Annotated in this window: 12 protein-coding genes; 2 read left to right on the plus strand and 10 right to left on the minus strand. The window is 53.6% G+C overall.

Features of this window, described 5'->3' with window-relative positions:
- Positions 1 to 11: 11 nt before the first annotated feature.
- From NH461_RS21215 to NH461_RS21225, 3 genes are read right to left on the minus strand one after another with little or no spacing between them, the layout of a single operon-like run.
- Complete coding sequence (locus NH461_RS21215) at positions 12 to 281, minus strand: MmoB/DmpM family protein (protein ID WP_261602960.1); 270 nt, start codon at positions 279 to 281, stop codon at positions 12 to 14.
- An 11-nt stretch (positions 282 to 292) separates the two neighbouring features.
- Positions 293 to 1,282, minus strand: a complete 990-nt coding sequence (locus tag NH461_RS21220; protein WP_261602961.1) for an aromatic/alkene monooxygenase hydroxylase subunit beta — start codon at positions 1,280 to 1,282, stop codon at positions 293 to 295.
- A gap of 19 nt (positions 1,283 to 1,301) precedes the next feature.
- Positions 1,302 to 1,592 carry a phenol hydroxylase subunit gene (locus NH461_RS21225; protein ID WP_261602962.1) on the minus strand — a complete coding sequence of 97 codons (291 nt, stop codon included), beginning with the start codon at positions 1,590 to 1,592 and terminating at the stop codon, positions 1,302 to 1,304.
- A 439-nt stretch (positions 1,593 to 2,031) separates the two neighbouring features.
- On the opposite strand from NH461_RS21225, the gene NH461_RS21230 reads away from it, so the two are divergent.
- Positions 2,032 to 3,726, plus strand: a complete 1,695-nt coding sequence (locus NH461_RS21230) for a sigma-54-dependent Fis family transcriptional regulator (RefSeq protein ID WP_261604601.1) — start codon at positions 2,032 to 2,034, stop codon at positions 3,724 to 3,726.
- Positions 3,727 to 3,887: 161 nt separating this feature from the next.
- Here the strand turns inward: NH461_RS21230 and NH461_RS21235 are convergent, their stop codons facing one another.
- The 4 genes from NH461_RS21235 to NH461_RS21250 form a co-directional block, all read right to left on the minus strand.
- Complete coding sequence (locus NH461_RS21235; RefSeq protein WP_261602963.1) at positions 3,888 to 6,857, minus strand: TIM-barrel domain-containing protein; 2,970 nt, start codon at positions 6,855 to 6,857, stop codon at positions 3,888 to 3,890.
- Between the two features lie 173 nt (positions 6,858 to 7,030).
- Entirely contained in the window at positions 7,031 to 7,504 is a 474-nt protein-coding gene (locus tag NH461_RS21240) for a GNAT family N-acetyltransferase (protein WP_261602964.1), read from the minus strand.
- Position 7,505: 1 nt separating this feature from the next.
- Complete coding sequence (locus tag NH461_RS21245) at positions 7,506 to 7,964, minus strand: GNAT family N-acetyltransferase (protein ID WP_261602965.1); 459 nt, start codon at positions 7,962 to 7,964, stop codon at positions 7,506 to 7,508.
- A gap of 109 nt (positions 7,965 to 8,073) precedes the next feature.
- Positions 8,074 to 8,679 carry a histidine phosphatase family protein gene (locus NH461_RS21250; RefSeq protein ID WP_261602966.1) on the minus strand — a complete coding sequence of 202 codons (606 nt, stop codon included), beginning with the start codon at positions 8,677 to 8,679 and terminating at the stop codon, positions 8,074 to 8,076.
- Between the two features lie 277 nt (positions 8,680 to 8,956).
- Between NH461_RS21250 and NH461_RS21255 the strand changes: the two genes are divergently transcribed.
- Positions 8,957 to 9,763, plus strand: coding sequence for a MetQ/NlpA family ABC transporter substrate-binding protein (locus NH461_RS21255; protein WP_261604602.1), 807 nt, complete (start codon positions 8,957 to 8,959; stop codon positions 9,761 to 9,763).
- Between the two features lie 112 nt (positions 9,764 to 9,875).
- Here NH461_RS21255 and dgcA read toward each other — a convergent pair whose 3' ends face one another.
- The 3 genes from dgcA to NH461_RS21270 all read right to left on the minus strand — a co-directional run bounded on the left by dgcA (position 9,876) and on the right by NH461_RS21270 (position 12,852).
- Positions 9,876 to 10,844, minus strand: coding sequence for an N-acetyl-D-Glu racemase DgcA (gene dgcA, locus NH461_RS21260; protein ID WP_261602967.1), 969 nt, complete (start codon positions 10,842 to 10,844; stop codon positions 9,876 to 9,878).
- A complete protein-coding gene (gene dgcN, locus NH461_RS21265; protein ID WP_261602968.1) occupies positions 10,844 to 11,854 on the minus strand; it encodes an N-acetyltransferase DgcN in 1,011 nt (336 codons plus the stop codon). The genes dgcA and dgcN overlap by 1 nt, the downstream gene beginning before the upstream one ends.
- Before the next feature lie 107 nt (positions 11,855 to 11,961).
- A complete protein-coding gene (locus NH461_RS21270; RefSeq protein WP_261602969.1) occupies positions 11,962 to 12,852 on the minus strand; it encodes a LysR family transcriptional regulator in 891 nt (296 codons plus the stop codon).
- Positions 12,853 to 12,883: the final 31 nt, after the last annotated feature.

Genomic DNA, 12,883 nt, shown 5'->3' on the forward strand with positions numbered 1-12,883 from the left:
TGAGATACCTTTTACTCGTTCCAGTGTAAAGAGAGTTCATCGTCGTCTTCTTCGACGTTGCCACCCAGAGTGATCAGGTTCAGATGCAACTCCTGCACATCCCAAGCGCGGCCCATCTTCTCTTCAACCGATTCCCGGCGAACCACCAGCCGACCGTTTTTTTCTACACGGATCATGGCCGGCATGTGTATCACGGTGACATCCGGGTTATCTTCTTCAATAGCTTCAACGATATAGCGAGATTCATCATTATCTTGCAGTGCGATATAAACCTTGGACATTCCTTATCCCCTTACTTCAACAGCCCAGCTTTCGCGAGACGCTTATCCAGAACCGCCACAGCTTTGTCGATCGCCTCGGCATCATCCAGCATATCTTTCGCCACCGGCGCTAATGCAGCGATCGCCTTTGCTTTCCACTGGGAAATCCAGGTTTCCAGCAAGGACAGATTCTGCGCAGATTCCTCTACGGCGGTTTTGAGCACCGCGTCGGCCCAGCGGCTATTGTCCGCATGCCAGCCACGCATAAACTCTGTCAACATGCCGATATCCTGCGCGCCATGCGCCACCAGCCACTGATCAAACTGATTGAACACCAGGTCGTACACCAGGCAATCCATCACGATGTCCTGAGCCACGAACACTTCAAACCAGTCTTTTGTCACTGTGGTTTCTTCGCACAATGCCCGCATTCCTTGCCAGGCGGGATCGTTCATCCAGTAGGATTTCGCCGCAGTTAGCGCCTCACTGCTGTTGTGATCCAAAAGTAGGGCGATGCGAGACAAATACTGGGCAATACCCAGCCGATCCATGCCGTTAAACAGCAAGGCTTGGGTCAGGACGGTGCCGTAGCCGAGAGAAGTGCCATACAAGTTGTTCAGGTTCGCGGTATGTTCAAGATGGCGAACCGGCACCAGAAAACGGATCACTTTGGCTTTGATGTCGTCGCTCAGTTGGTCCGCGAGATTGCGCTTTTCAAAAAATGCGTAATTGCTTTCCGCCGCATCCTGCATCTTGGAACGCTGCTGAACATAAGCGCCGTAGTAATACTGGCGGGGATCCCGAAACGCATACCAGTCTTCCATCACAATTGCGGTACGACGCGGGTCGTTTAATTCCATGTCCGGCTGCCAAAGCGGGCGATAATGGAAATACTTTTCCGACTGAATATCGTAACTGGCCTCCTGATAACGGGTCGCAGGCTTATCACCGAAGCGGCGTTCAGTATGCGCGTAAGTATTTCGGACCGGATCGAGTGTTGCGGTTTTAATTTCAATACTCATCAAACAATTCCCAGCTGATTCATGATTGCTGTTCAGACACATGGTTATGATTTTTCGACATCAGCGTATTTTCGCCGTAACGCCACTTATCCATATCAGCGTCGACGGCGGCCATCTGTTCGTCGGTCATATGTGTCACTTGGTTTACCTGACAAAACTGCTCAAAGGCTGCTTTGGGCATGATCAGTTCAACGAACAGGCCTGGCTCACCAATCGCGAAGTCGAATTCAACAAATCGAGCATCGTCAGGACTTCGGACTCTCACATACTTAGTGAGCTGCTCAAATCCCGAACGATGTTGTTCATCCATCCTTGCCTCCAACGCCTCCATGTTGCCTCCCTATTAGTTTTGCTGATTCAGGCTAATGCTCGGGTATCTCCCCTATCGCAGCGGGTATCCCCCTTAATGCAACGGGTATGCCACATCAGGTTTTAAACACACAAAAAAAGAGAAAAACAGGTATAAGCAACTGTTTATGAACAAAAATAAAATTCAATCATGAGCAAATCTGAGAAAGAAAAACGAGCAGGAGAGCGCGCCAAGTGTAAATAAAAAGTTAATAAAGTTTATCGAATGATAAATAGGCGTGACAGGAATAGATCATTTGATTAAGGTAATAATGCGTTTGAACATTAGCTGCGATTCGCACCTACTCACCTATTTTAATTAAAAGTGATTCATGGATTTCACTTGCGAAGCAATCATGTCACCCGTTTGATTTCGGGATTCAAGGAAAGGCAATGTTATGATGGATATTCGTACTTCCCCGCAACTTCCAGAACCTCACGACCTGATATCACAAATTAAATTTTCCAGTGAAGACGGAAAAGTCTGGTTTAATGAACAGCGTATGTTACTCATCCATTCAGCTGCGCTGGGGTTACTCAGAAAAGAGTTAATCGAAACCTTAGGTGTAAAAAGGGCCACCGGATTCTTGATGCGTTTTGGCTATTACTCGGGATTAAGAGATGCCGATATGCTGCATAAAATTCGTCCTGACTTTACCACGGAAGATGCCTTCCTGGCCGGGCCGCAACTGCATACCATCAAAGGCATGGCCAAAGTCGTGCCGACGAACCTGAGCTTTGATCTGGAAACCGGCCATTTCCACGGCGAGTTTGACTGGTACGACTCTTATGAAGCCGAGGTGCATCTTCATGAATACGGCCAATCCGACATGCCGATTTGCTGGACGCTGCTCGGCTACGCCAGTGGTTTTTCGAGCTACTACATGGGTCGAAAAATCATTTATCAGGAGACACAATGTACCGGATGTGGCAGCGAACATTGCCACATCGTCGGGAAACCGGCAGAAGAATGGGAGAACCAGACAGAGCTCGAACAAGCCCTCCAGCCCGACCCGATCATCGAAGAGCTTCTGGCGCTGCAGCAACAAGTGACAAGCCTCAAAGAGATTTATCACAACCCTGAATATGACGACTTATTGCTCAACTCTGTTGGTAATTCCGAGGCGTTTAAGTCGGTCTGCCATCTCATCGCCAAAGCCTCAAAAACCAAAGTCTCGGTCTTGCTACAAGGCGAAACCGGGGTCGGTAAAGAAGTGGTCGCCAGGGGGCTGCACCTGAGCAGCGATCGCAAAGATCAGCCTTTTGTCGCCGTCAACTGCGCCTGTATTCCGCCCGATCTGATTGAAGCGGAGCTGTTCGGGGTCGAAAAAGGCGCTTATACCGGTGCCACTCATTCGCGCGAAGGGAAATTCGAACGCGCCAATCAGGGAACAATCTTCCTCGATGAAGTCATTGAGCTCTCGCCCCGTGCCCAGGCGAGTTTATTGCGTGTTTTGCAAGAAGGTGAACTGGAGCGGGTCGGCGACAATCAACTGCGCACCATTGATGTCCGTGTCGTGGCCGCAACCAATGAGGATTTAAAATCCGCCGTCGAAAAAGGACGATTTCGGGCCGATCTCTATTACCGGCTGAATGTTTATCCGGTCCAAATCCCGCCCCTGCGTGAGCGACGCGAGGATATTCCGCTACTGATCGAGCACTTTCTGGAAAAATACCACGCCCTGTACCATAAACGGACCCTCGGGGTGACCGATAAAGCGCTGCAAGCCCTGATGCACTACAAATGGCCGGGAAATATCCGCGAGCTGGAAAACATGATCGAGCGGGGGATCATTTTGACGGAAAATAACCAGAGTATCGATTTAGAGAGTTTTTTCCCGTCACTGGCCGAGCCGACCCATCCACTGAATATCATCAACGCCAAAGGGCAGCTTGAACCCAAAGAACCCACCACAATTGATGACCACTGGATAGACAAGCAGCTGGACGATAACTTCAGCATTGATGTGTTAGAACGCCAGCTCATTCAACATGCGATGAACAAAGCCGATGGCAACGTCTCTCAGGCAGCCCGTCTGTTAGGACTCACCCGCCCGGCCCTGGCGTACCGGCTCAAAAAGATAGAGCTGGATTAATACCAATTCGTCACCACAGGGACCGAACCAAAAAGCCGCTGATTTACAGCGGTTTTCAAGCCCGAAAACCGCGGGCAGACAGACGAGATTCACAGCAAGTGTGTTCACAACAGACGCACGCCGACCAGACGGCCGGCGCGCGGTAAAGGGAGGTGTTTGTTTTATAACTTAGTGATTGAATACGTGTTGCGATCGTCGAACAGCGTGATGCGATAGCTTCCGGCACCTTGAGTGATCGCGATATCCGCCCCGCTCGCTTCCAGCTGGCCATCAGCGTCGTCATCCCCGTAATTCTGACGCCAGTCACCGAACACATCGAACTTGAATCGGGCATCAGCCTCGGCGCCAAATGTCGTCTCGACCTGCCAGGTGTGATCCGCAATGAGCGCCATGTCTGTCGTGCCCCAACCGTTATTGGTTCCCCGAATCATTAAGCTCGGCAGGTTGGCTGTAAACCCGCAGTCGCTACTGCACGGCTCACTCGTGATCACGAGCTTCTTGTCGGCATCAACCGAAGCAACGCCGGTACGGACAGAGATCAGATTTCCTTCCCGGATCCAGCCTTTACTACCGGTGCTTTCCAGTGCCTGACGATCAGCCAGCATCGGCAACGGTTCGCCGTTCAGAGTGACCGCCACCTTCTCGGTTACTGCGACCAGTGTGCGCACTTCGTTATTGCGCTCGCTGCTTGCACCGGCATAAGTCCCCTGTGCGGCATGAATGAGAATTTCAACGCCACTGCTGACAGGATTCTGGCTCAGCAAGGTTTCACGCACCTGATAATGCGGTCTCGACTGGGCATCATAGGTCTCAACTGTGCTGCCGTCATCTTCATACAGCGTGAAAATGCTCGCGGACTCCGACGGGAACACCTTGACGATCAATTCGTTGCGCGTGCTGCCATCCTGACGATGACCAAACACATCTTTGGTTTGTTCATCAACGTACATCATCGGAATAATGGCCCCCGCCCGTGCGTATGCCGGGACGCGATTACGATTTTCCGCCGCAATCCACTGGTTCACCTGCGGCAGCGTTACGCCACTCACACTCTGGTATTTTTCACCGGTGTGGTAGTTGTACCAGGTCCCCGCCGGCAGGTAGACATCCCGGCTTTCCGCAAACTGTGTGGTCAGTCCGGCGACCAGAATATCCCGACCAATCATCTTCTGATCGGCCATGCCTTTCAGATGGAGATCATCCTGATAATAGAAAGGCATCGGCGTGATCACCGGCTCACCATATTGATAAGCGCGATGGGCCAGCGAGTAATAGTAAGGGATCAGCTCATAACGCTGACGCAGGTTGCTGAGATTCCCGGCGGTATTACCGATCATTGCCGGCGACGTTTCCGTCACAATACAGTCATTCCCTGTCGCGCCCGGCATCCCGCAGTTATTGCCGTGCGGACGCAACGGAATATCCAACCAGGCAGCATTGGCGAACCACAGGCTGTACATTTCATCTTCGCTATATCCGGTTCCCGGCGCAATGGCAGTGTCACGGTTGCCTTTATCATCCCCCTTGCGCCAGAAACCACCGACATCGGAGCTGTAGTAGTCGATCCCGGCAAATGACATCTGCATTGCCGCGTTGTAATGCAGGTTCATGTGATCCAGGCGACCGCCGATATCACCGGACCACAAACCGGCACCGTAGCGCTGTGAGCCGATGGTCCCGGCCCGGGCAATCGAATACGGCCGCTGCGGGTTTTGATCGTGATTTCGGACATAACCGTCATAAATCGACTTGCTCCACAGCAGGTTATGGACATTGTTATACTGGGCATGATCGCCGGCCTGATAGCACGAGTAAGCGCGATAGTCTTCCGGCTCGCCCAAATCGGTCCAGTGACCGAGGATCCCCAAATCAACAATATTCGGTTTACGGACATGATCATGCCACCAGGCAGCACCGGTCGTATTTGACCAGTCGATCATCCCGCTCACCCCGAACCAGTTATTAAACTCGGTAAAGTTATTCGAGCCGCAGTCCTTGGCGAAACCGTTTTGTGCTGCCATGCCGTTGTAATTTTCGCCGTGATAATTGCCCTGCTTCGAGACATAAGACTCTTCAATCGTGATCAGCCCAATCCCATTCTGTTTCAGGCTGGCGACTTTGGCTGCCGGGTTCGGGAAGGCTTGCTCATCAAAGCGCAAATCCCCCATCGGGTTGGCTTCACTATTGTTCTGCCAGGCGTGCTTAAAGCCAAACCAGGCCACATCGAGCAAGGCACCATCAATCGGAAAATGGTGCTGACGCAGCGTCTGGATGGTCTCATCCAACTCACTCCAGTTATCAAACGAGAACTCAGAAATCCACAGCCCCAGCGCTTTTTTCGGCGGTACCGGCGGCCGGCCGACCAGCTCCATGAAATCACGGCGCAGATCCGGCAAGTCAGGACCACTCATGTAATACAGGTTGGTCTCTGGCGCAGTCTTGTTACGAATTTCCCACCAAGGCTTCGACAGATCAAAACTGTTTTTAAGCTTGGAATCGAGCATCAGGGCATAGTTCATTTGCTCACCGACCGCATAGAGCACCGGAAACTGCAAGCGCGGTGTGGTCGCGCCGGCATAGGCGCCATCGGTATAAGTGATACTGCTGAACGTATTGCCGCGATCATCCGGGGTCCCGAAGCCCCCGGTTCCCAGCCACTCACCGTTCACCTGAGCACCTCGGTTCGGGTCAATCGGCGCGAACGTCTGACCCAAGCCATACACCGAATGGATCCCTAAATTTTGCACCGATGCCCCGTGCCAGGTTTGATCATAAATTGCCGGACAGATCGTGGCACTTTGCTGGTTGTTGTGTTGTAACTCGACCACACTGAGGCAGCCATTCTCCCGATCGATACGGACACTCAGCGCCTGGGTCCGAAATCCGTCCGCATTGGGTTCGTATAAGGCGGGACCGGTATAGTCCGTTTTAAAGACCATTTCGGTATGGGGGATCGCCGTGCTCCCTTGCGTATTCTGGTGATGACGGAAAGAGATGTGGATCAGATCATCATCCAGCACCTCCACCACCGTACTGGAGGGACCGTAATTCACGATATAAGGCGCAGGGACATCGGCGTAGCAGCTCCCGGAGCCCAATAAGATACAAACAGCGATTAGCTTTTTCTTCATTGGCTTCATCCATTGATATGAACAATTACTCATTTAAAATCGCGCGTATTTTGTGTGCAATCAGTTCAGTATCAATCCTCCCCAGCCCTACGCCCCCCGAGGAAATTTAAAACCTTTTGTTAAATTTGTGCTCCAGTTGGTGTTTTGTACGGGTCGTAGGAAAGAGACGGGGGCTATACTTGCTCCTGCTCCGTTAATTTCAACTTAAACCCTTCGTGCGTGGCGACAAATCCCAGCTTCTCGTAAAAACGCAACGCATCCGGACGCTGCTTGTCTGAGGTGAGCTGAACCAACTGGCAGCCTTTCTCTTGCGCCTGACCAATCGCATACTGAAACATCTGCTCACCCAGGCCCTGACCACGGTAATCGGCGTGGATCCGAACGCCTTCAATCAGGCACCGCCAGGAGCCGATGTGGGTGAGATATGGAATGAAAGTCAGCTGCAACATCCCCACCACCTGGTCTTGGATTTCTGCGACCATCAATTGGTTATTGGGATCCGCCTGAATGGCCTCGAACGCCTGAAGATACTTGGCATTTAACGGCAAAGTTCCGTCTTCACGTTGTGAACCGAGTGCATCATCCTGCAGCATCAATACTAAAGTTTCGAGATCATCTTTCGTTGCTACTCTAAATTGAATATCCAAATCATCTTCCTTCATCATGTGGTCGTTTCACCACAAACCCTTTTTCAATCCCCGCCTGAAAACCCACTTTTTCATACAAACGGTGCGCGGCAACTCGATCTTCTCCGGACAGGAGCATCACTTTATAGCAACCCTGCTCCCAGGCCAGTGACAGCGCCTTTTCGAGCACTTTATGGCTCAGACCGCGACGGCGGTAATCCTGTCCGGTGATCACATGTTCGATCACACCGAACGGCCGGCCGGCATTGGTCACGGTGGGGATAACCCCAAGCTGGCAGGTGGATGCCAGTTGCCCGTCGACTTCAGCGACCACCAACTGAATCGAAGGATTGGCCTGAATTTCATCCCAGCTCGATGCCAGCGCCTGCTCACTGACCACGGGATCGTGCCCCCGCAGCTCTCGGTAAAGCGCCAGCACACCACGCAAATCTTCCTTCCGGGACACTCGAATCACTTCCATGTTCACCTTGCTCCTGAATTAACAATTTTCTCTGCAAAGCACGGCATCAGCACCTGCTGTTGCCCATGTCGCCCCATCCCGCCGCCAATCACACTCGGCAGCGCAGGCATTACCCATTGAGCAAACAAACGGCGCGATTTTGAAATAAATCATCCGCTTCCAGGATCGACACGCTGCCCGGATTCACCTTAAATGCAATATAGCCCATGCTTTCAATATCAATCTGTTGAAATGCCGCAATCACGAAGGTCGCCGCAAAACCATGCGTCACAATTAACGCATCACCCGGCTGCTGCATGATCTCTTGAACACACGCAACGATCCGCGCTGCAAATTCCCGACGAGACTCCGCACCGTCACAGATCCGGTGATCCAGCCGCTCCCCCGTCGAACTCACAGGCTGCATGATCGCCTCATGCGCGGCTTGATCCATCCCTTCGTGACGGCCAAACGACATCTCCCGCAATCTGGCGTCATACCGCACATCCAACGCCAACCCGGCAACCAACGCCTCCGTTGTCTGTACCGCGCGCTTGAGGTCGGAGGAATAAACTTGCAGCTTTTCAAGCTCAAAACCATGCGCTTTGATTTTCTCGCCTAAACGAGCGGCCTGAGCGCGCCCGGGCTCCGTCAGTTCCGAATCAAACCAGCCGCCCACCTGACCATTCACAGAATGAGTCGCTTGCGTGTGCGTCACTAAACAAATTCTTTTCATCGCTTCCTTCTCCTGAGTTGGCGGGGTTGCATGTCATGACTGACGGCTGCCAATCCGTCGGATCTCTGCCATAACCCGGGTAATGTAATGAAATCAGGATGAAAATGCTGCACATTTTTGAGTCATCACGACCCAGCCCAGGCTCATGACGCCTGTGCCCCGAGCCTGAATCTTGCCCTGAGAAATAAATGAAATAATCAGTTGCATAATCTCATACAATACGTAGGATAGAAATCCAGACGTCCAAACGTCCTTTAGCGTCCACACGGAGGATATGATGCAAAAGAATAAGAAAGTCAGTCAGTGGTTGCTCGGTGCAGCATTGGTGCTGGGATTAACCGGCTGCGGCCAACAAGAAGAAGCAGTATTAAAAGTCGGCGCAACCGTCGGCCCGCATGCCCAGGTGGTGGAAGCTGTTGCCCGGGAAGCCGAAAAACAAGGATTAAAAGTGGAAGTGATCGAGTTTTCGGATTACATCACACCCAATGCGGCACTTGCAGACGGCAGCCTGGATCTCAACAGCTACCAGCATCTACCCTTTTTACAAACATACAATGCCAACAACGGCAGTCATTTAGTTTCTATGGGTGAGTCGATTCTGATGCGAATGGGGATCTATTCCAAAACCTTCAATAGCCTCGCCGAATTGCCGGATCATGCACGCATTGCCATTCCGAACGATCCGACGAACGGCGGACGCGGCTTGCTGCTGTTGGCCGATGCCAATCTCATCACGCTCAAACCGGGTGTCGGCCACAAAGCGACGCTGAGCGATATCGTTGAGAACCCGAAGCAGCTTGAGATCATTGAAATTGAAGCGGCCCAATTGCCGAGAAGCCTCGAGGACGTAGATGCTGCCGCCATTACGATGAACTACATCATGTCATCGGGCCTGGATCCGAAAGAATTTGGCCTTTATCTGGAGCCGAAAGATGCAGCGCTGGCCGTGATGGTCGTGGCCGCACGCGAAGCCGATAAAAACAATGCCGATTATCAAAAGTTTGTAAAAATCTACCAGTCACAGCCGGTCCGTGACTTTATCCAGCAGACGTTCAACGGCACCATCGAGCCTGCTTTCCAATAACAAAGCCGGCTCCGTCAATTACCGTGACCCCGGCCACCAGCCGTGCTTGACAGTCACGTGAGTGTCCACAGCAAACGCCCACCCCGGTGCATCACGTCAGGGCGGGCGTTGTTCAGAGATATAACTGGCCGTCCCGGTAAGTCAGTGCTTCCGGACCGGTTTCGCCAATGAGCACTGGGCCGTCGAGATCGACCACCGCGGCATCCTGGGCAATAGGCAGGGCAGCCCTCATCGCCAGGGATGTGCCGAGCATACACCCGACCATCACTGATAATCCATCCTGCCGCGCGGCGGCTTTGAGCGCCAGCGCTTCGGTCAGTCCGCCGGTTTTATCCAGCTTAATGTTGATCATTTCATAGCGGCCGCGAACATGCGCCAAATCCGCCCGGGTATGGCAACTCTCATCGGCACACACCGGAATCCGGTGGTCAAAGTGGCCCAAGGCATCATCATCCCCGGCCGGCAGAGGCTGTTCAATCATCGCAACCGCCAGCGGCGCGAGCGCCTCAAACAGCGCAGGAAGATCCATCCCCGTCCAGGCTTCATTGGCATCTAAGACAATCCTTGCATCCGGCGCGACATCCCGGACTGCGGCAACCCGGCTCACGATATGTTCCGCATCCAGCTTTACTTTCAGCAAGGATGCCCCCTGTGCGACATAGTCCCGCGCTTGTCGGGCCATTTCCTGCGGCGTCCCGATGGAAACCGTCATTGCCGTTTCCAGCGCAGGCTGCAACTGAAAATAAGGCGACGGGAACTGACTGTTACATTGCTGGGCGATGAGCGACCACAGGGCGCAATCAAGCGCATTCCGGGCTGCCCCGGCCGGCAACAGGGTTTGCAGCGCCACTTTGGCCTGCTGCGCCGACAACGCTGCCAACATCGGGAGCACCTGTTCGATTTGCGCCAGCACAGATGCGGTGTCCTCGCCATATCGGGCATAAGGTGTACATTCGGCTTCAACCGAGTGCCCCCCGTCAGTGATTGTCACCCGCACAATATCCAGGTGGGTTCGGGCGCCCCGGGCAATGCGAAAGGGTTTGGCAAACGGGATATGTTCGGGCTTTGCTTGGATCTGCATCAGGCACCTCGGTCAACCAGCTGTTGAATGATATTGTCGACGCCAAAGCGCACCGGATCTGTAACCGGAAGCTGATACTGCTCACGCCACTGCTCACATACAACCTTCGCTTCTTCGGTGGAGATCGCCGAGGTATTGAGGCAGATCCCGACAAATTCAGCTGCTGGATTGGTCAGTTTCGCAGCCTGAATATTTGCGGCCAGCACCGCCGAAATCTCTGGCATCGGCATGTGCGGTAAATGACGGATATGTGACCGACCCAGCTCATGGCACAGCACCAAGGCATCGGGCTGCGCGCCATGCAACAGCCCCAGGCTCACCCCGGCAAAAGATGGATTGAACAATGAGCCCTGGCCTTCAATCACATCCCACACATGCGAGTCAAAATCCGGACTAAGCGTTTCCACGGCCCCGGAGATAAAATCCGCCACCACGGCATCGACCGAAATCCCCTGCCCCTGGATCAAGATACCCGTCTGGCCGGTGGCTTTGAACCGGGCCGACAGACCGGCTTGCGTCAGGGCTTGTTCAAGTGCCAGCGCGGTATACATTTTCCCGACCGAGCAATCACTGCCCACCGTCAGCAAGCGCTTTCCTGCACGCTTTTGTCCTGTGCCCACCGCCAGCGGGGCAACGTAGTGCCGGACGTCAAACAACTGCACCTGATGCTGCTCGGCCAGCGCACTGAGGCCGGGGATATCACGCAAGCGCTGATGCATGCCCGAAGCAATGTGAAAGCCCATCGCCACCGCCTCTTTCAGCACCTGCTGCCAGGCTGTCGGGATCACCCCGCCGGCGTTGGCAGTGCCGATCACCAGCGTTTGAGCCCCCTGGTTTTTCGCATCCGCCAACGACAGATCCGGCAGCGACAGGGAGACCGTCTGCGCCGTTAAACGAAGCTGGCCGACACAACTCTCCGGGCGCCAGTGCAGAATACCGCGCGCTGTTTTCGCCGATAACGGGTCGGTCACATCCCCGAGAAACAGTAAATAAGGTTGAGGAATTTGCATCAGTGTCCATCCATGTATTCAAGTGATGTCATTAATCTAAGCACCTGAGATGAAAAGGACGAATACTTTGCTATTGGACAGGTATAGCTTGAGGTTATAGCTCGAAATTATAGATCGATATTACAGCTGTGCTTTAGCGTCGCTTCGAACAACCGGCAGGCTGCCGAGGGGGGGTGATGAATCGCGCTGTACACCGAAACCTGTACCGGTACTGCAGGCGAGAGCTCAGCCACCGTCAGCTGAGGGTTATCACGGTGCCCTTGCGCCGTCCAGGGATCAACCAGCGCAATGCCGAGGCCGAGTTTGGCCAGCTCCACCGCCGCGCTATAGCTCCGCACCGCCAGTGCGTAGTGATATTCCGGATCAAGGGCATGGATCATATGATCGAGAATCGCCCCCAGCGGATCCCGGGTATCTAGGCCGATAATATTCACCCCGGACTGCACCACAGCTTCCAGAGTAATTGGCTCCGGCGACAGGTCGAGCAGCGCAACGGGCGCAACAGCCTGAACCCGTCCGGATGTCAGCACACTACAATTCAGGCCGGGCGGACAGTCATCCCCAAAAGCCACGGCAATATCGAGTTCATGACGAAGTAACCCCTGGCTCAACTCGTCTTTATTGCCGGTGATCAGCTCTATCGACATGTTGCCTTGCCGGCTCAGTACCGCGATCACCGGCGGCAGCATCGTACTGGCCAGAATAGGCGGCGCACCAATACGAAGGTGCTGTGCACCGCGGGCAACCTTTTGCGTCAGGGAGCGAAACTGGCCCAGCTGCTGATAGATTTTTTCCGCTTCAGGCAGCAGCGCCAGGGCTTCCTGAGTCGGGATCAGGCGCCCCTTCACCCGCTCAAACAGCGCGAATCCGAGCTGTTGCTCGGTATGGGCCAGCACCCGGGTCACATTGGGCTGGGAAACATACAAGCTACGGGCGGCTCCGGAGACTGTACCCGCTTTCATTACCGCGTAAAAGACTTCCAGTTGCCTGAGATTCACCCGCTTTCCTCCCTGAAATTACCGGTTGCGC

The sequence above is a fragment of the Photobacterium sp. TY1-4 genome (genome assembly GCF_025398175.1).
In the GTDB taxonomy this organism is placed as follows: domain Bacteria; phylum Pseudomonadota; class Gammaproteobacteria; order Enterobacterales; family Vibrionaceae; genus Photobacterium.